This is a genomic window from Ignavibacteria bacterium, from assembly GCA_017303675.1.
In the GTDB taxonomy this organism is placed as follows: Bacteria; Bacteroidota; Ignavibacteria; order Tepidaquicellales; family OLB5; genus OLB5.
In genome coordinates this window covers 112563-132149 of the sequence record JAFLBX010000001.1, presented here as the reverse complement: position 1 = coordinate 132149, position 19587 = coordinate 112563, and the positions used below count along the sequence as shown (strand labels likewise).

Here is a 19587-nt window from a genome sequence, read left to right as displayed (position 1 = left end):
AAGTGTTACATCATATTTTGGCAATGTTGTTATCTTTCTATTATTTCAATCGATTTAACTTCCATATTATTATCTTCAACTTTGTTGAATTTGAAATTCATATCATAAACTTTAGATCTTTTTACCCCTTCGGAAGTATAGTTAACTATAAAATCAATGTTTGTCATTAACTCAGTTACATTAATATCATTAAAAATTAATTGTGTATCTTCAATATTGTCGGGAAATATCTTAAACAGATTTTCCGCAAATTCATCTTTGTTATATTTAACGTTATTTAATTCTATACATTCATTATTGACCCATAAAACTGTATGTTCTTTGTCTTTCAGCCTGATGCCGTCTGTTACATACCTGGTAGTATCTTTAATATTAAGTTTAAGATTCGGATGAAATTCTTCATAAATAAAGTTAGTGTTCATACCCGGTATTTCCATATGGTATGTTAAGTGTTCCTGTAATTCTTCGGTAAGAAATTTGTAAAAATCTTCTTCTTTTACATCCTCTTTTTCAATTACTCCAATTTGTATACTGAATTCACCATATTTATCTAGTACTTTATTAATTTCATCATCAAGCTCGTCTTCTTTTATTTCTTCCAGCTTTTTAAATTCAGGAAATTTCATAATTTCCCTGATAGTTTTTTCTTCCGAATGCTTATATGCTTCTTCATATTGATCAACGTAATTCAGGAATTCATTTATTACTTTGGGCGGAGCCTCGCCGTTTCCTATAAATTCTGACATACCATACTTTTCCTTAAGCTCTTTTTCCTTTTTTTTATTTTGCTCACTGTAATACAAATTCTCTGAATCTTCTGAGTAATCTTTTGGTGTCATTGTTAAAATTAAATTTAAAATAAATTGATTTCTAAGTACAAAAAGCTAATTCTTTTTATTTCATAGAAACTTTTATTCCATGAGAGTGCTGTTTCATATTTAAGAATTAAGCGTTTTTTTATATTTGTATAGTCCTATTAATAATCCGGTTAGCCCGATCGTAAAACATACAGCTGCCCAAGGAAGAATATTGTACCCTGCAACCCCTGCTCTGTATATGGCTGTAAATAAAAATAAGGCTAGACCTGTGATTTCCCAAATGCGTATGTTCTCAAATCTATTTGGCTGCTGCATTACTGGGGCTTTATTTACAAGGATTTTCAATTCATCCCAGTCCCACAGTACAAGCATGATATTTGCAATCAGCATTAAGCCAGTTATTACGGGTGTACCGCGGAAATCATACGAAAGCGTTATCACGAATATGTTGGCAATTATAGGCAGGAACATCAGCGCCCCAAGCTTCGCATATCGCTGAGTCATAAGCAGCAAACCGGCAATAAGCTGACCTAGCCCCATGACTTTCCACCATAACCCTGACTGGTACAGGGTTTCAAACATATGCCATGCGGAATTAATCGGTTCATTAATGCCATCAATGGTAGTAAATCGTTTACCCTGAATTTTAACAACACTCGCAAACACAAACGCTGCACCGATGAGATAACGGGTGTAGATTATAAAAAGCTGAGGGAGTAATTTAGATTTGAGATTATGCAATAATATTATTGATAAATTTAAATATACCAATCTCCAAAATTTTTATCTATATAAAACCCCATATTAAAACTATATTTGCAGCTAATAAAACAAACTCAATGCCTAATCCAAATAAACTGATCAACGAAAAATCACCTTATCTCATTCAGCATGCGTATAACCCTGTGGAGTGGTACCCGTGGGGTGATGAAGCCTTCCAAAAAGCGAAAGATGAAGATAAACCGATATTTCTATCCATAGGATACTCCACCTGCTACTGGTGTCATGTTATGGAGCGTGAAGTGTTCGAAAACGAACACATAGCCGGTGAAATGAATAAGCTTTTTGTGAATATTAAAGTCGATAGGGAAGAGCGCCCTGATGTTGACCGTGTTTATATGTCAGCCCTGCAGGCTATGACGGGCTCCGGCGGCTGGCCCATGTCAATGTTCCTTACAAATGAGCTTAAGCCGTTTTATGGTTCAACTTATGTTCCTCCAAAATCAAAATACGGCTTGCCCGGGTTTGAAGACCTCATTCACCAGCTTGGCGAAGCATGGAAAACCCGCAGAGATGAAGTGAATGAATCAGGCGAAAAGATACTTGAGCATATCCGTGAAGCTTCGCAGAATATAACAGCGGCAGGTGAGCTGAATAAAGAGATGCTTCTTAAAGGCGCGCAGCAGTTTAAAAACGGATTTGATGAAGAATACGGCGGATTCGGAGGCGCGCCTAAATTCCCAAGACCGCCGGGGATAAACTTTTTATTAAGGGCTTATTACAGGTTTGAAGATTCCGAATCGCTGCAAATGGTGATACGCACGCTGCTGCAAATGGCTAAAGGCGGAATGTATGACCATTTGGGCGGGGGTTTTCACAGGTATTCAGTTGACCGCTATTGGCGCGTGCCGCATTTTGAAAAAATGCTTTATGATCAGGCGCAGCTGGCAGTAAATTATCTGGAAGCTTACCAGATTACAGGTGATAAGTATTTCGGAGACATTACCCGTGATGTGCTGGATTATGTCTGCAGGGTTATGACCCATCCGGACGGGGGATTCTATTCAGCCGAAGATGCTGAGTCTCTGCCTGCGCCAACGCTTCGGCAGACAAGCGCTAGAGAGGACCTGTCCTCCGAAACTTTAGTGAAGGAGGAAGGTGCATTTTATGTGTGGAGCAAGAGTGAGATTGATGCGTTACTTGGTGAGGATGCGGAAATTTTCAATTATTATTTCGGGGTAAATGATTATGGCAACGCACCGCAGGGCAGCGACCCGCACAGCGTGTTTGTGGAAAAAAATATTCTGTATAAAGCGCATTCACTCAGCGAAACTTCAAATAAATTTGAAAGATCAACTGATGAAATTAACAACATCATCGAATCCTGCAAAAAAGTATTATTTGAAGTCCGCCAAAAGCGGCCGCTTCCGCATAAGGATGATAAGATACTCACATCATGGAATGGACTGATGATATCAGCTTTTTCAAAAGCTTATAGTGTATTCAATGAACCTGTTTACCTGGAAAGATCAAAAATGGCTTCTGAATTTATTCTGAAAAATCTTTATGAACCGGGGAACAAAAAATTACTTCACCGCTGGCGCGAGGGCGAGTCTAAAATTGAGGCAACTCTGGAAGATTATTCATTTTTTATACAGGGGCTAATTGATCTATATGAGGCATCCTTTGATGAAAAATACCTGAAGTCTTCTATTGAGCTGACTGAGCTGATGATAAATGATTTTTACGATGAAGCCGAAGGCGGATTTTTTGATACATCAGGCAAAGATAAAAATATACTTGTCAGAACAAAGGAAGATTACGATTCCGCTGAACCTACCGGCAACTCCGTTGCCATTTCTAACCTTCTTAGGCTTTCAGCTTTAACAGGTAATACCGCATGGTATGATATGGCATACAGATCAGTGCTTGCCTTCAGCGGCAAGCTTGAAAAAATGCCTTATGCAATGCCGCAAATGCTTGTTGCCCTTGATATGCTGCTGCATAAACCCAAACAGATCATCATTGCCGGACGCAATGATGAAACAGCATTCAGAATGCTGCGTGAAGTTCAAAACCGCTTTATTCCTGATAAAATTGTTGTTAATATAGATCCCAAAGCGGCTTCTGAGAGTATTACATTCGCTTCAAAGATCGTTCAGGTAACCGGTGAGACTACAGCATATGTTTGCGAAAATTTCTCATGCAGGCTTCCTGTTAAAACTGCGGGCGAACTTGCAGAGTTACTTGCTTAGTATGACTTTGAAACACTATTTTCGAATTTATATTATGGAGGTGTCATGTTCCCGGTTATTTTTTTCATAATTGCAGTGCTTGCTGCATCGGTAAGAATAGCAGTTACCAAAAGAAAACTTAATAGCTCAGAAAAAACTGGAATATTCCTGCTTTATATTATTGTAATGAATATCGGCCTTTCAGGATTATATTCATTCATGGGCCATGCTTTTATACCCGATAAGATTGCCGCAGAAATAGGCTGGCCGCCGGGCAGCCCTTTCCAGTTTGAAGTAGCAATTGCTAATCTTTCATTCGGGCTGCTGGGTATCTTAAGTATATTCATCCGCGAAAAGTTCTGGGCTGCGGTAGTTACCGGAAATTGTATTTTTTTGTGGGGTGCCGCTTACGGTCATTTTGTACAGCTTGCTAAAGGAGATCACTCACCATACAATACCGGGATATTTTTATACGCAGGTGATATTTTTATTCCGCTGGCAACATTTATTTTAATGATAATATTTTTCCGGAAAAAAAATCATTTCAGCTAAGTTAAGAATAATTGAAAAATTTTGAATTGAAAGTCCGGTGCCGCGATCATAGATCAGCTTTGGCTGTTTTAAAAAATCTTGATGCTGAATATTCCGGATTATTAAAACAGCGGGATGTATATTTTAATTTATCACCCGGCAGGCTGAAGCTGAGAACTATAAACAATAATGAGCATCAGCTTATTTACTACAGAAGACCGGACAGGGATTCTGCTAAATTCAGCAATTATTATATTGTAAAAGTTTCGCACCCTGTACAGCTTGAAAAATCATTAAAAGAAATTTTAGGCGTTAAGGTGATCGTTGTTAAGCTAAGGAAATTATTCCTTTGGCAAAATGTCAGGATTCATTTAGATACAGTTAAATCACTGGGTAAATTTATAGAGTTTGAAATAGTATGCCGAACATCAAAACAGGAATTTCAATCATCTGAAAAGATGAAGTATATTAAAAAAATTTTCAACATTAATAAAAATTTCATTCTAAATTCATCATATTCAGATATGATGATAAAAAATATTTGAAAGGAGCAGCATTATGTTTCTTTGTCAATGGTCTTTGGATATTCAGTTTGGCAAGCTGGGCGAAGCCCTGCAGATAATTAAGGAATGGGGCGAAGAAAAACACAAAAGCTCGGGCTTTTCACTTTCTACCGGCGGGAGAGTTTATACCGGTTATATAGGCAGATCTGCTGCGCATGTTGTTGATGAATATGTTTTTAATTCAATGGGAGAGTTTGAAAAAGCCCTTGCCGATATGGCACAGCCTCAATTTAAGCCATTTGCTGAAAGAATGGCAAAGGTTATAATTCCGGGTTCACAAAAGTGGGAAATATTTAAAATTATTCCATAATGTAGTAGCGTGAATATACTACCATAAAATAGCTAATTTGGTTATGGTATGCTTTTACTATTCGCTGCATATTGCAGCGGGATGAGATATGTAACCATAATACTATTATTTTTGCTTGTTGTCTTTTCGGCATGCGATCCGCCGCTGGAAGTTAACAGACCCGGAGATAAGCTCTCGGGTTATGTTACACATTATGATTCAGTATTATACATGGAAGGCGGCTACTATTCAATATCCCTGTATAATGCAGATAGTGTAAATCCTTATAACCGTGTTCCAATCAGAACAGATTCTCTAAATTTAAAAACCCGTGACTGGCTTTATGAAACCCCGTTCAGCATGGATGGAATACCATCAGGCAGATACTATCTGGCTGCAACATGGTCTAAATATCCAAAAGTGCCAAACGAAATTCCTGTAGTTTTGGGAACACTTGGATGTGATACAATTGTGAATTGCTCAAACTACAAGCTTTTGCAATATCCCAATTACGAAGGCAAGTTCAGGAATATAACTGCCTGGACCAATCCTGCAAAAAGATTAAATTAAAAAATTTATAAACAATTAAAGGCGGAAAATTTTTTCCGCCTTTTTTATTTTACAAATGGATGTTCTTTTAGCTCCACCAGTAAAAATTTTAAAGTTGCATTACCTGTGTTTTCAGTCTGATGATGTTTCTCGGGGTTAGCAAAACCGTAATCTCCTGCTTTTAGAACCATTTCTGCACTCGAGCCATCTTTGTAATAGATCTTAATTTTTCCGTCGGTTAAAGCGTAAAAAAAGTGTGCATAGTGTGTGTGAAAAGAACTTTTTTCGCCAGGCTCAATTGTTGCTATGGTTGATTTTATCAGAGTAGTATCAACAATTACATTAGTCATTTTAGGATCTACATCTTCCCAGTTTTGAGAATATACAGAATTAACTGTAAAAATTAAAAATAACGTAAATATAATATAACAGTATTTCATGTTAGTCTTCCTTTCGATTGACCCTTTAAATTTCCGGGTAGTTTATTTATAACTCTTCCTCGTGAAATTCCTGTATTTTTTCCGGAGTAAATTGAGATAGTTTAATTACTCTGGCTTTATTTCTAATCAAAGCAGGCACTGCATAAAGAGCTTGTTCTTCACTTTCAGCATCCACAAATGCCCAACCGGTGCAAACACCGCTCTTACAACCCCACTCAAAATGAGTTATATGCCCGTGAATTACGAATTCGTCAAGTACATGCAGGCAATCTTCCCTGTTGTGAGAAGTTTCTACCAGGTATCTGTTCATTTTTTTTATCTCCTGTTTTAAGTTATTTGGATTTAGCGTATTCACTCATTCCATGAAAATCAACCAGTATTACAGGTTCATCTCCAATTACCCAGGCATCATGTCCCGGCGGCAAAACTGAAATATCACCGGGTCCGCAATCATATTCAGTACCGTCGTCCATTCTTACCCTTAAAGTACCTGCAATATGATATTGAAAATGCGGTGCTTCGCAGCTTTTTGTCTGGGCAATGGGCTTTACAGATTCAGACCATTTCCATCCCGGCATTAATACAGCTTTTCCAATCTCTGCTCCACCAATGTTAAGCATTTCTAGTTTTCCCAAAGGAAATTCTCTGGTTTCGTCTGATTTGCTAAAATTTTTAATCTCAGGTTTTTTATACATAGTTTTTTCCTTATTCTAATTTAGTTAACAATATTTAGTATTTCTCTGCTGGCTGAATCTACAAGCGGGATAAATTTAGCATACCATTTCTGCCAGTCTTCAGCTCCCAATCCCTGTTTCATTGCATTTTCCCATGCAGCCAGATTCTCCCACTGGCTTTCAAGTATTAAGGTGTATGACTTCGCTGTAACCAGGTCAGTTAATGCTCTGTTGTTTGTAAAACCGTATTTTTCATTTATACCTTTTGCTTCGCTTAAGAGCTGTTTAGCATCTTTTGCTTTACCGAATTTCAGATAAAAAATATCTCTTACAACTATCATTATTTGTTTCCTTTCTGCTAATAAGTTTAAATTTATATTTTATTTTTTTCCGACTGTAATAATTTTCTTATTTCTTTTCTTAATTCCGGGGTGTTTTTATGTCCATGTACTTCAACTGCATGATGAACATATGTATTCAGTACTTCCGTAAGCTTTCCGGATAAATATAGGGAGCATTTAGAATTGCTGGGATATTCACGACAATCGATATAATACCTCGGCTTTCTTTTGAATATTTTCTTCATATTCTGGTTTTCGTCAAAGATAAATGTCATTAATTTTTATGACAAAGAATTCTTTCATTCTTTGTTATAAAATTTAGATTGCTATAATTTACATTTTAGACTTATATATATATCGATTTCAATAAATTTGGCAGAATTAAGGCATTTTTATTTATTTCAATGGAGTGAAATGTAATAACAGTTTATAAAACTGAAATATTTGATTAAATGTTATAAAAATTCAGGAATTATCCACCCTTATTAAATTATGAATTATTCATATAAAGTATTAAATAATCATAATTTATTAGTTTTCATTTAATCTAAAAATGTTATAAATTTATTACATGTTAAAAAGTAAAATCATAGATATACTTAAAACATTTTCAAAAGCTGAGTTAAAATCATTTCGTGATTTTGTAGCATCTCCTTACTATAATTCCAATAAGAACGTAATTAAAACTCTTGATCAGCTGCGCAAATATCATCCGGATTACACATCTCCAAATATCAAAAAAGAAAAGCTTTTTACAAAGCTTTTCCCGGGCAAAAAATTCAATGATACTGTCATAAGAATATTATTATCTGACCTTTTAAAGCTCTCAGAGGAATTCCTCTCGGTTAATTCAGATTATTCTGAAAGCCCTGTTGATTACATACGTCTTCTGCAGGAGCTTAGGGACAGAAACCTGGATGCCGTTTATAAAAAAAATTATAAGGAAGCTTTAGATTCAGTGAAAAACTATACCAGCTCAAGAGATAAATTCTTTAAAATGTTTGAGCTTGAAGTTATTAATGTTGAGTATCATCTGCGTAAGGATAAACAGCTGCACATCAGCGGGAATATACTTAACAGGGCTGAAAATCTTATTTATTTCATGATAATTGAGCTTATACACAATGCGCAGGATATTATTATTAATGAAAAAACTTATAATGTAAAATATGATCACAATATATTAATGGATTTCATCGGAAATGTGGATCTTTTTACATTCATAAAAAATCTCAAACCATACAGGCCCAAACAATACGAAATCCTTAAACTGCATTACTCTTTGCTGGAAGCGCTGACTGATGAAAGCAATGAAGAAAAATATGATGAATTCAGGAAAGTATATTTAATTAATCAGGAGATTTTATCAACCGATGAAAATAACCATTTTCTTAATTACCTGGAAACCTGCTGTTTAATGCGAAGCAAATACAATACTGCAAAATACAGGCAAGAGGTTTTCTTTGTTTATGAACATATGCTTAAAACCGGAGCATATTCATTTCACACAAATACAATGACAGCACAAAGATTTAAGAATATTCTCATAAGCGCTGTAAATTTGAAAAAAATTGATTGGGCTGAAGATTTTATCATAAAATACTCATCTTTGGTTCAGAAAGAATATACTGAGTCTATGTATCATTACGGTCTGGCTCTTGTTAAATTTTTAAAAAAAGATTTCCCGGCTTCTCTTGTTGAGCTTAATAAGGTAAAAAATGATTATATCATTTTAAAAATGGATATTAAAAGCTGGGCTTTAAAGAATTATTATGAGCTTGGTTACTATGAGCAGGCACTGGCTTTTATTGATTCGTACAGGCATTTTTTAAATAAAAACAGGCTGATAACAGAATACCTAAAGGAAAGACATTTGAATTTTGTTAAGTTTACTTCAGAATTGATAAAAAGATCTGCGGGCGAAACAAAGGACCGTCAATTGAAAAATAATATTAAGGCTGTGCAGAATGTTGTACATAAGGATTGGCTTCTGGAAAAACTCAGTTAATTTCCCTGTGTACTTTTTCAATTGAAAATGCAGGCCTGCAAACCGAAAAATATTCCACCTGTTCACTGAACGGATTAGAGTATCTTACCCTTGTCCCTTTATTTACGCAGATAGCTTCATTCTTTTTAAGGACAATAACTTCCCCATCAATTTCAAATTGTTTTTTGCCGGAAATTATATAAGTAATTTCATCAAACTCAGGCTGCTGGTAAGGTTCGCTCCAGCCGGGAGGTGCGATCATATGCGCAAAGCTCAGATCACCTGCGGAAACGCTTGCAGATCCGAAAAATTCTTCAATAATCTTGCCATCAGCAACGGGAACTATAAATGGTTTGGCCTGGATCGAAAATTTTTTACTCATTTGTGTTTTTGAATGTGATAATGAATTTAGAGCCTTTATTTTTTTCTGAATTAAGCTGAATTTCAGCTTTTAGAATTTCGCATAATTTTTTAACAATAGAAAGACCAAGTCCGGTTGAGTGTTCGTTATCGGTTGGCTTCGAACTCAGCTTTGCAAAGTTTGAATATATTTTTTTCTTGTCATCTTCTGAAAATCCGGGTCCTTCATCTTCAATCACAAAAACTGTCGCATCTGAATTACTGATACATCTTAAATAGATTTTTGAACCTTGAGGAGAGAACTTTATGGAATTGGATAGAAGATTTTCCAGTACCTGGTAGAACATTTCATAATCAGTTTTTAAAATAACTCCGCCGCAGGTACATTGATTTATGATGGATATATCCTTTTTAACCGCATTGATGAGTGAATTTTTTATAAGTTTCGCAGAAAGCTTCGAAGAATTAAATTCAGTTATATTAAGGGGAATAACACCGCTTTCTATAGCTTTATAATCAAGAAGCCTGTTAATTAGTGAAAGCATTCTGCCAGACTGGTGAGTAATATTGTTGGTCATCTCTTCTATAAATACCTTATCATCATTTTCCGTTCTTATCAGCTTAACTGAAGATAATATACTTTGAAGCGGGTTTTTTAGGTCATGAGCAAGAATTCCCATAAGATTGTTTTTTTCTTCATGCATTTTCTTAAGCTCATTATTAAGTATCTGCACTTCATCAAGCGCAGATGAAAGCTGCTGGTTGATTTCTTTTTCTTTTTCTACTTCTTTTTTGATATTTTCTGTATCAGTCTCAAAATCAAGCTGTTCAATTTTTATCTGTATATCTTTTTCAAGGTGGTTTATATGATTGCTGTAAAGTTCTCCATACAATTCTATCATTTTGTCTTTTTCACCCATTTTTTCATAGGTATTAATGATGTTCTTTTGTATGGAAAATTTTATGTTCCTGTCACCGGCAGTATTCAGTATTTCCAGGGCTTTGTTAAAGTTTTCCAGCGACTCCGGGTACCATCCATTAATATAAGCAATTTTGCCTTTAAGCCTGTACCCTAAAGCTTCGAAATCGTAATAATTATTTTCACTGCAAATCTCTATCTGCCTCTCAGCCATAGCCGCAGCTTCTTCAAAGGAGCCCTCGTCATATTTCATAATGGAAAGAAAATGAAGAGCGTTAGCTTCGGCAAACGGGTGCGCTGAAAATGAAAGAGATTCTTCGAAATAATTTTTAGCTTCTTTGGTGTTGCCCAGTTTGTAATAACATGCCCCAATTGACATTAATGAAGTCTGAAGCGCACCATCATCCCTGCTCTGCTCAGAAATTTCAAGTGATTTAAGTGTATATGCAAGGGCTTTTTCGTTCAGATTTATTTTGGTATATAATGATGCAATACCCTGGTAAACTAAATGAAGGTTTTCCATATGCCAGCATTTTATGCTGGCTTCTTCTGAAAGATAAAAATATTTTAAGGCTTCACGGTAATTGTATTTCCTTGCATAATTTCCGGCAATACCCCTTAATGCTTCGGCTGTAATTTCAGGTGTATTTTTTGCATAATAGGTTTTCAATGTATCCTGGAAATATGAAATTGATTTATTGTAATCTCCCAGGATCAGGTAAGTAATAGCAATGTTAAAAAGTGAAATAGCCCTGAACTTACCATTTGATTCGATCTCCGATTCATTTAGCGCTTTTGTAAAGATATCAAGTGCTTTGGCAGGCATGTTTTGCCTAATCCGGGTTCCTTCATCAATAAGAGTTGAAATTTTTATCATAATATTTTTTTTGTTAATTCACATTTTAAATGTGAAGCATAAGTGTTTTTTGTTTTCAATTAAAGCAGTTATATTATACCTCGGTTAATTTTCTGAAATATGTATTGTAAATTTAGCCCCTTTGCCATGATTACTTTCAAGGTTCAGGTCGGCATTTATAAGCCCGCTTAACTTTTTAGCAATGGCAAGTCCCAGCCCTGTAGAGCTCTCACCCATAGTAGGCTGCGCGCTAAGCTTAGAAAATTTTCTGAAAAGCCTGTTCTTATCATCATCGCTGAATCCCGGTCCTTCATCTTTAATTTCATATAAAAATGAACCGTTCTCTGCATTAAGGCTTAAATATATATTCCTGTTTTTAGGAGAAAATTTAATCGCATTTGAGACAAGATTGCATAATATCTGGTATAGAATTTCATAATCGGTTTTCAGAGTGTGGCCATTGCAGAAATTTGTGAATTTAAGCTTAAGCTGTTTTCTTTCTGCTGCTTCTTTATAGTCATTCATTACATCCCTGCAAATACTTTCAGCCTTGAATTCACTCTTATTTATTTTTATACGCCCCTCTTCAGCTGCATTATGGTCCAGCAGCTTTCGTATCAGGTTAAACATCCTGTCTGTCTGCTGTACAATATTTTCTGAAAGGCTTACAAGTTCCTCATTTAATCCAGAATTGCGTTTTATCAACCGGGCAGTTGAAAGAATGTTCTGAATAGGATTTTTCAGGTCATGCACGGCAATTGCCATAAATTCATTTTTTTCACGGTTAAGAACTTCAAGTTCCGCATTAAGTTTCTTTACATTTTCCAGTGCGTTTCTTAGTTCAACATTTTTTAATCTTTCGATCTCTGCAAGGTTATTTGCTTTTTCAATATGATATTCGGAATTAAGCTGTTTAATTTTTAGTTTTGACTGGTTTTCAAGATACTCAGTATGGTAATTATATAATTTTTCATAAGCTTCAGATTTTGCCTTATAATTTCCGGTAATATCGTATGCTTTTATAAGATCCTTATACAAACTGAAATAGATCCGTTTGTTCTCAAATGATTCAGAGAAGCTAATTGCTTCTTGAATTGAATTGATCGCTTTTTCATTTTCTCCATATTCAAGAAAGATGGTACCGGTTAATCCAAGACATAATGCCTTATAGTCATTTATATTGTTTTCAACTGAAAGCTTGTACCCAAGCTTAGCATAATTTTCAGATTGTTCAATATTTTTTTTATCAAAATATACTTTTGAAAGATAATAATATGTATTTGCCTGAGAGTATTTTGTCTGATCTCCATTCAATGATCTGAGCAGGTAATTTTCTGCATTATCTAAATCACCAAGCAGGTAGTGACACGAGCCGATCCCCAGGTATGAATAATTGATCATTTGTTCATTATTCATTTTTAAGGCAATTTCAAGTGACTTCATTTCATGTTCAAGTGCTTTATTGAACATCTTAAGCTGTATGTATATACTTCCAAGTGTGGATTCGACCATATGAAGATTTTCTTCATAGCCGCACTCTTTACTTACTTTTTCACTTTCGTACAGGTATTTAATTGCTTCTTCTATATCATTGTTACGTATATACTGAACTGCCAGGCATCGCAATATATTTGCTTTCATAAAGAGATCTTTATACTGATATTTCCAGCTTAAAAGATCTCTGAAAATAGATGCGGCTTCTCTGTGAAGGGAAAGGTTGTGTTTTGCTACGGCAATATCAAATAAAATTTCAATTTCAGCCTGCAGGTCATTTTGCGCTTTTGCCAGATTTAATGATTTTTCGAAGTATTTTAAAGCATCAGAAGGTGAAGATTCACGGATTTTCTGACCTTTTGCAAGAATTTGTTCTGTTTTTTTATCCATACTTATTGTAAATTTAGAAGGGTTTAGCAAAGATGTAATAACGTGAATAAGTTATGTTGAAGTTACTATTCTTTCAGCTATTTACCGGGCATTTTTATTTTTATAATGAATTTTGCGCCTTCATTTTCTTTACTTTCCAGCTTTAACGAAGCACCTATTAATTCACATAATTTTTTTACTATTGAAAGTCCCAAACCTGTCGAATGTTCGTTGCCTGTTGGTTTTGCGCTTAACTTTGCAAATTTATTGAACATTTTTCGTTTATCTTCATCACTGAAACCGGGACCTTCATCAATTACTTCTATTTTTGCTGTTCCTGTATCATCAAAAACATTTATTCTTATTACTTTGCCTTCCGGAGAAAATTTAATTGAATTTGAAACCAGGTTCTGAAGTATTTCATACAGAATTATCTTATCTGAATTGATTAGGAGGTCACTTTCTGTGCCGTTTAGTTCAAGTTTCAGGTTTTTTCTTTCAGCATCCTCTCTGAAATTATTAACAATTTCTTTGCAAACAGTGTTGATATCAAACTGAGAAATATTTATTTTAAGCTCGCCCTGGTCTATTGCATTATGATCGAGAAGTTTTTTAATGATGTTGAACATCCGGTCAGTTTGATTAATAATATTTGAAGTAAATTCAGCCATTTCTTCTTTTGGCAGGTCGCTGCTTCTTTTTAAAATTCTTGCAGTCGAGAGAATGTTTTGAAGGGGATTTTTAAGGTCATGAACTGCAATTGCCATAAACTCATTTTTTTCATCATTAAGTTCTTTCAGGCTTATATTCAGTTTTTTAACATCTTCAAGCGCCTGGGCAAGCTCAATATTTTTTAACCTCTGAATTTCAGCTTCTTTTTGAGCCTGTTCAATTTCAAGCTGAGTAGAAATATTTTTTGCCCTTAATTCAGCTTCTTCTTTTAGAAGCTCCATTTCTTTTGAATATGCGATCTTAAGATGATAAAGGGCTTTGGTGGAATTATCTATTTTTTCATATGTTTCTGCAAGCATTTTATGGAGTTCATGAACTGATCTTTTGATACCCAGTTCATTTGCCAGTTCCAATGCTTTTTCAAGGTTCGCTTTTGCTTCAACAATGTTATTTTCCAGCAGGTGAAGATTACCTGTTGTGGAATAAAGCCTGACAAGCCCGCGTTTATCATCTAGCTCAAGCTTTAGCTTCCGGCTTTGTTCAAACAGCCTGAATGCTTCGTTGCGGTTATTTAATTTGATATATGTTTCAGCAATATGATCTAGTGTTAATGACGTCCTGCGTTTATCGTTTCCTGCTGAAGCTTTTTCAAATGCGTCGTTCAGAAACTTTAATGCTTCATCAAAATTCCCGAGCTGGCTGTGTGTAAGACCGATATTAATATTTGTAATTAATAAAGATTCAAAATCATTTTCTTCTTCGGCTATATCAAGAGCATGGGAATAGAACTTTAAGGCGTTTCGGTAATCTTTTATATTGGTATAAATTAATCCGATATTTGAAAGTACAATTGCTGTTTTTTTGCTTTCTTTAATATCTTCATAGATCTTTAACGCTCTGAAATAAGCTTTCAGGGCATTGGAATAATTATTGAGGTTATCATGAATAACACCAACATAATTAAGTGAGTCTCCCATTATTTTCTTATTGCCAAGATCTTTTGCAAGCTTTATGGCTTCAGAAAGGAACTTCATTGCCTGCGGATAGTTGGAAACTATTTCATTGCAGACACCAAGCAGGTAAAGACAGTTTACTTCCAGCTCTTCATCAGCGGATTTAAGAGCCTGTACATAAACCAAATTTGCAAGCTCGAGTGCTTTGTGAGGTTCACTGAATTTCAGTTTGTTGACCTCATCGAGAAGCTCAAACAACTTTTCATTATAACCTGCGGGAAGATTCATTAACTTTTCAATATTTATTCAAATATTGCAAAGAATGTATTAAATAAAAACACTTTTTCACTGTATGAAAGTGATTTCCCGAAAAACTGAAATTTTGTCGTAAATAAATATATTTTAAAACCTTTGCTTACAACTTATATTTGTATGGTGTAAATACGTTCTTTTAAATAATTCTTACACCAGGAGCTAAAAAACATGAAGCGTTTTACTGCATTCGTGCCAATAGTTATTTTATTGTGCATGGCGGTAAATTTTGTTTCATATTCGCAGAATATTAACGGAGTAAAGTTAATCAGATCATCAAACGGGTATGAAATAGAATTCAGCCTGCCTTCATACAGTTCTGAAACAGTAACTAAAGAAGGCGAAGCATTCGATATCATAAATATTAATAATTATGGTATCACCCCAAATGAAGGCTTACCAATGTTACCACAGCTCACTTTCATCCTCATCATTAATCAAGCAGAAACTTCACCGGCTTATTATATACAACATGAAACCACTGAAGAAAAATATCTTCAGCGGAAGATATTCCCGGCGCAAGCGCCATGGGAAAAATCAAAAAACCTTAAAGACCGTCCGTTTACAATTAACAGGAATTATTATCAAAGCTCAGGCAGCCTGAATGCCCCTCTTGTAAAATTATCTGAACCGGTAATTATCGGGGGAGTGAAGGCAATAATGGTCACAATTATGCCTTTCAGGTACGATCCTTCTGAAGGAAGGCTGGTTATAACCAAAAACAGCAGGATAAAAATTGAGCTTCCGGCAGGACTTCCATTTTACTCCTCAACAGGCTCTTCATTTGCAGAGCTGTTCAATGTATTGGCAGTAAATCCTGAAGTTGTCCGTTCAGCAGGTACAAACAACTATCTTATCATTACACCTCCTGAATATGAATCTGTAATGGGTCCATTCGCTTCTTATAAAGCAAGCATGGGATATAATGTTCTCATGGTAAATACCGGCACAACGGGAACCACTACAGCAGCTATTCTTGCATACATACAAAACCGTTATAACAATATTGCAACAAGACCTGAATTTATTCTGCTTGCAGGCGATATTGATAAGATCCCGGAATGGACTGGAGTAGGTTCTGACAATCCGCATACTGACCTTAACTATACTCTGCTTGAAGGTGGAGATGCGTTTGCCGATGCATTTATCGGCAGGTTCCCCGTTTCTTCAGCCGCTGAGCTTACCAATATAATTAACAAAACTATATATATGGAAAGCAACATCGGCGGATTGCCCAAAAAAAATGTTTTTATGGCATCAACTGATAACTGGGCTATTACCGAAGGAACACATAACTTTGTTATTGATAGTTTCTTTGTTCCTTCAGTTTATACGAATGTTAAATTATATACACATACCTACAATGCAACAACACAGCAGCTTATTGATGCATTGAACAATAACCAGGTATTTGCTATATATTCAGGACATGGCAGCACAACAAGCTGGGCCGATGGACCGCCGCTGTCGCAATCACAAGTGAACGCCCTTAATAATACCTACTACCCGTTTGTATATTCATTTGCTTGCCTTACAGGGCAGTTTCAAAATTCCGAATGCTTTGGTGAAACATGGGTTCGCAGACCAAAGGCAGGTTCAGTGTTCTGGGGCTCATCTGTTAACTCTTTCTGGGATGAAGATGATATCCTTGAACGCAGGCTTTACAGGGCTATGTTCACTGACGGGCTTAAAAAAACTGCTCCTATGTTCGTAATGGCAAAATATTATCTTGTGCAGCACTACGGAAGCGTTACTACAGATATGAGAAGATACCTTGAAATGTATAATTGCTTTGGCGATCCTTCAATTTACCAGGCAGCATACGGTCCTGTAATTTCTCATACCTGTTTGCCAAACACAGAAAATCTGAACGGGCCGTATAATGTGAATTGTGTTATTACTCCTTCAGGCTCAGCAATAGATCCGGCAAAGACAAAACTCTTCTGGACACGCGGAAGTGCATTTACTGACAGTATTTCTATGACCAATACATCAGGTAATAACTGGAGCGCAGCAATTCCCGGAAACGGATCAGCAGCAGTGTATAAATACTACCTGAAAACATGCGACCAGCTTAACCGCGTTACAATACTGCCTCCTGATGCTCCAACATCATATTTCAGCTTTACAGCGTCAGCAGATGTTACAGCCCCTGTAATTACACATACCCAGCTGAACGGCATTGGCCAGCCAATGTGGCCTGTAAATGTTACAGGCAATGTAACGGATAATATCGGGATAGACAGTGTATGGGTGGAATGGTATAAAAATACTCCATCACCAATAAAAATGTTCAGGCTGAATAATTCAGGAGGCAATACATTTACAGGAATGTTTAATTCGGTTAACGGAGATGTTGCAGCAGGCGATTCAATTTTTTATGTTATCAAAGCAAGAGATAATTCATCAAATCATAACATAGGAATGCTGCCTGCATCAGGTTATTTTAAATTTTATATTACAAACCAGGCTTCAGCAAGCTTTTGCAGGTCAACTTATGTGCCTATCAGGGATAATGTTACTTCATATGATACTTTGTTTATCCCTCAATACGGAACTATAGTGGATTTCAATTTTAAAATGAACTCTCTCATTCATTCATATGATGGCGATATTTCTTTCAGCATTAAATCACCTGCCGGCATCGAGGTAATACTTTCCAACAGGCGTGGTTCAGGGGGTGATAATTTTATAAATACACTTTTTGATGATTCAGCATCAGTATCAATTTCAGCCGGTACAGCTCCCTTCACCGGTTCATTCAGACCCGAAAGCCCGCTCAATGTTTTCAACGGGCAGGATATTCACGGCCCCTGGATATTTAAAGTATCAGACCAGGCTTCAGGTGATACAGGCAGGGTAGAAAATTACTGCCTGAATATACTGTATAATTCTGTACTTGCTGTAAATAATCAGCAGATCCCGGTTAAGTTTGAGCTTGCTCAAAATTATCCTAATCCGTTTAACCCGGTTACACATATCAGGTATTCGGTGCCTAAGCAGTCATTTGTTCTTATCAGGATATATGATATACTTGGCAGGGAAGTGAAAACACTTGTAAATGAAACGAGAATTGCAGGTAATTATGAAATTGAATTCAATGCATCTTATCTAGCAAGCGGTATTTATTTCTACAGAATGGAATCGGGTGAATTTACTGATGTAAAGAAACTGGTAATATTGAAGTAAAATTTTAATATTGAATTTTAAGCCCGGTGATAACCGGGCTTTTTTGTTGTGACTTTATATATTATATAATTTTTATTAAATTTGTAAATATCAAAAATGCTTTAAAAACAGCATTTTTAGCAACAGGAGAGCTCGCATAATGGTATTGCAGCGGTCTTGAAAACCGCCGGGCGCAAGCCTGTGGGGGTTCGAGTCCCTCGCTCTCCGCAAAAAATAATATAAACAAGGGGTTGTAACCCCTTGTTTTATTCTGTTCAGGAGAGGTGCTCGAGTGGTTGAAGAGGCTACCCTGGAAAGGTAGTATACCGGCAACGGTATCGTGGGTTCGAATCCCACCTTCTCCGCTTCAAATTTTTCCTCAAAAATAACCTTATACTACGGGACCTGGTAATATATATAAGGAGTTCCGTTACTTGTAATACACCTGTTATTATAATAGATCGAATCATATACTTTCCATCCGCCTGAATAATCAAAATTAACTTTGCCTGTATAAATTCCGTTGCCTGAATAAACAGGATTGATATTTCCGGAAGAAGAATGATTAAGTGAATCAAGCCTTACATTCAAAAACATATTAGCGGAATTTACCTGGTTAAAATTAACAAAATCAGGAGACTCATGCAAAAGACACGAAAAATTATTGATACCCTTAACAGGATCAACAGGTTCTGTCATAGTTATTAAATAACTTTTCTGTACTTCAATATCTGCAAATATTTTGAACTTAGTTTTGTTATCCCAGCCAACATCAAATCTTACAGAATCTGCGCTGAACAGATCATTATAATTATAATATCCGTACCACCTGCTTGTTGTATCCGAAGGCATCAGCATAATAATGTAACCTGTAAACATCCTTAATGATGGATTATAATTATAAACAGGTTCAACAGGCGTTGCATGAAATTCTGTAGAAGTAAAATGGAACATCTTTGCGTAAAATTTTACATACCCGCCGCTTTTTTCCATGTCATTTTCAAAAACCTTGAAGCCAACTTTGTTATATCCGGTCATTAGAGTATCGTTGCCTGTAGTCCATACCTCAAACCTGTAATTACCGCTTTGAGCGGTAATTACTTTATTATAGATTTCTGTGGGTTGCAATGTTGAATTAATTTCAACGTTTTCACCGCAATTAAAATAAATCAAAGATATTAATATGAGGCAGAGTTTTGCTTTCAATATTTAAAATTATTTTTTATAAATTATAAATTACAATCTAAAATTTGAATGTATTTATTTAGCATAAAAAGATAAATATCAATTTATAATATGATAGTTATCGCCCCCCTTAAAATAACTTTTATGGTTAGT

General features: G+C 35.7%; 19 protein-coding genes and 2 tRNA genes. 9 read left to right on the top strand and 12 right to left on the bottom strand.

Features of this window, described 5'->3' with window-relative positions:
* Positions 1–29: 29 nt before the first annotated feature.
* Positions 30–839, bottom strand: coding sequence for a hypothetical protein (locus J0M37_00635; protein MBN8583570.1), 810 nt, complete (start codon positions 837–839; stop codon positions 30–32).
* A gap of 99 nt (positions 840–938) precedes the next feature.
* Positions 939–1559 carry a hypothetical protein gene (locus J0M37_00630; protein MBN8583569.1) on the bottom strand — a complete coding sequence of 207 codons (621 nt, stop codon included), beginning with the start codon at positions 1557–1559 and terminating at the stop codon, positions 939–941.
* A gap of 98 nt (positions 1560–1657) precedes the next feature.
* On the opposite strand from J0M37_00630, the gene J0M37_00625 reads away from it, so the two are divergent.
* Genes J0M37_00625 through J0M37_00605 form a run of 5 tightly spaced genes read left to right on the top strand, consistent with a single transcriptional unit; the run spans position 1658 to position 5725 of the window.
* Complete coding sequence (locus J0M37_00625; GenBank protein MBN8583568.1) at positions 1658–3793, top strand: thioredoxin domain-containing protein; 2136 nt, start codon at positions 1658–1660, stop codon at positions 3791–3793.
* Between the two features lie 45 nt (positions 3794–3838).
* On the top strand, positions 3839–4324 hold the full coding sequence (locus tag J0M37_00620; protein MBN8583567.1) for a hypothetical protein: 486 nt from the start codon (positions 3839–3841) through the stop codon (positions 4322–4324).
* An 11-nt stretch (positions 4325–4335) separates the two neighbouring features.
* Positions 4336–4848 (top strand): class IV adenylate cyclase, encoded by a 513-nt coding sequence (locus J0M37_00615; protein ID MBN8583566.1) that lies wholly within the window; start codon positions 4336–4338, stop codon positions 4846–4848.
* Between the two features lie 13 nt (positions 4849–4861).
* Positions 4862–5176, top strand: coding sequence for a hypothetical protein (locus tag J0M37_00610; GenBank protein ID MBN8583565.1), 315 nt, complete (start codon positions 4862–4864; stop codon positions 5174–5176).
* Between the two features lie 48 nt (positions 5177–5224).
* Entirely contained in the window at positions 5225–5725 is a 501-nt protein-coding gene (locus tag J0M37_00605) for a hypothetical protein (GenBank protein MBN8583564.1), read from the top strand.
* 44 nt (positions 5726–5769) lie between these two features.
* Here J0M37_00605 and J0M37_00600 read toward each other — a convergent pair whose 3' ends face one another.
* Genes J0M37_00600 through J0M37_00580 form a run of 5 tightly spaced genes read right to left on the bottom strand, consistent with a single transcriptional unit; the run spans position 5770 to position 7404 of the window.
* Positions 5770–6144 (bottom strand): cupin domain-containing protein, encoded by a 375-nt coding sequence (locus J0M37_00600; protein ID MBN8583563.1) that lies wholly within the window; start codon positions 6142–6144, stop codon positions 5770–5772.
* Between the two features lie 46 nt (positions 6145–6190).
* Positions 6191–6454 (bottom strand): hypothetical protein, encoded by a 264-nt coding sequence (locus J0M37_00595; GenBank protein MBN8583562.1) that lies wholly within the window; start codon positions 6452–6454, stop codon positions 6191–6193.
* 22 nt (positions 6455–6476) lie between these two features.
* Positions 6477–6839 carry a cupin domain-containing protein gene (locus J0M37_00590; GenBank protein MBN8583561.1) on the bottom strand — a complete coding sequence of 121 codons (363 nt, stop codon included), beginning with the start codon at positions 6837–6839 and terminating at the stop codon, positions 6477–6479.
* A 20-nt stretch (positions 6840–6859) separates the two neighbouring features.
* Positions 6860–7159, bottom strand: a complete 300-nt coding sequence (locus tag J0M37_00585; GenBank protein MBN8583560.1) for a hypothetical protein — start codon at positions 7157–7159, stop codon at positions 6860–6862.
* 32 nt (positions 7160–7191) lie between these two features.
* Positions 7192–7404 (bottom strand): DUF1059 domain-containing protein, encoded by a 213-nt coding sequence (locus tag J0M37_00580; GenBank protein ID MBN8583559.1) that lies wholly within the window; start codon positions 7402–7404, stop codon positions 7192–7194.
* 326 nt (positions 7405–7730) lie between these two features.
* Here J0M37_00580 and J0M37_00575 point away from each other — a divergent pair, with 326 nt between their 5' ends.
* On the top strand, positions 7731–9167 hold the full coding sequence (locus J0M37_00575; GenBank protein MBN8583558.1) for a hypothetical protein: 1437 nt from the start codon (positions 7731–7733) through the stop codon (positions 9165–9167).
* On the opposite strand, the gene J0M37_00570 is transcribed toward J0M37_00575, so the two are convergent.
* The 4 genes from J0M37_00570 to J0M37_00555 all read right to left on the bottom strand — a co-directional run bounded on the left by J0M37_00570 (position 9160) and on the right by J0M37_00555 (position 15057).
* Entirely contained in the window at positions 9160–9528 is a 369-nt protein-coding gene (locus tag J0M37_00570) for a cupin domain-containing protein (protein MBN8583557.1), read from the bottom strand. The genes J0M37_00575 and J0M37_00570 overlap by 8 nt on opposite strands.
* On the bottom strand, positions 9521–11302 hold the full coding sequence (locus tag J0M37_00565; protein MBN8583556.1) for a tetratricopeptide repeat protein: 1782 nt from the start codon (positions 11300–11302) through the stop codon (positions 9521–9523). The genes J0M37_00570 and J0M37_00565 overlap by 8 nt, the downstream gene beginning before the upstream one ends.
* Before the next feature lie 84 nt (positions 11303–11386).
* Positions 11387–13165 carry a tetratricopeptide repeat-containing sensor histidine kinase gene (locus J0M37_00560; GenBank protein MBN8583555.1) on the bottom strand — a complete coding sequence of 593 codons (1779 nt, stop codon included), beginning with the start codon at positions 13163–13165 and terminating at the stop codon, positions 11387–11389.
* A 77-nt stretch (positions 13166–13242) separates the two neighbouring features.
* Positions 13243–15057: a tetratricopeptide repeat-containing sensor histidine kinase gene (locus J0M37_00555; protein MBN8583554.1), complete on the bottom strand. Its 1815-nt coding sequence runs from the start codon at positions 15055–15057 to the stop codon at positions 13243–13245.
* 195 nt (positions 15058–15252) lie between these two features.
* On the opposite strand from J0M37_00555, the gene J0M37_00550 reads away from it, so the two are divergent.
* From J0M37_00550 to J0M37_00540, 3 genes are all read left to right on the top strand, one after another.
* Positions 15253–18270: a T9SS type A sorting domain-containing protein gene (locus tag J0M37_00550; GenBank protein ID MBN8583553.1), complete on the top strand. Its 3018-nt coding sequence runs from the start codon at positions 15253–15255 to the stop codon at positions 18268–18270.
* A gap of 125 nt (positions 18271–18395) precedes the next feature.
* Positions 18396–18477: transfer RNA gene (locus tag J0M37_00545), tRNA-Ser, on the top strand.
* Positions 18478–18527: 50 nt separating this feature from the next.
* Positions 18528–18614, top strand: a tRNA-Ser gene (locus J0M37_00540).
* Between the two features lie 31 nt (positions 18615–18645).
* On the opposite strand, the gene J0M37_00535 is transcribed toward J0M37_00540, so the two are convergent.
* Entirely contained in the window at positions 18646–19455 is an 810-nt protein-coding gene (locus J0M37_00535; protein MBN8583552.1) for a hypothetical protein, read from the bottom strand.
* Positions 19456–19587: the final 132 nt, after the last annotated feature.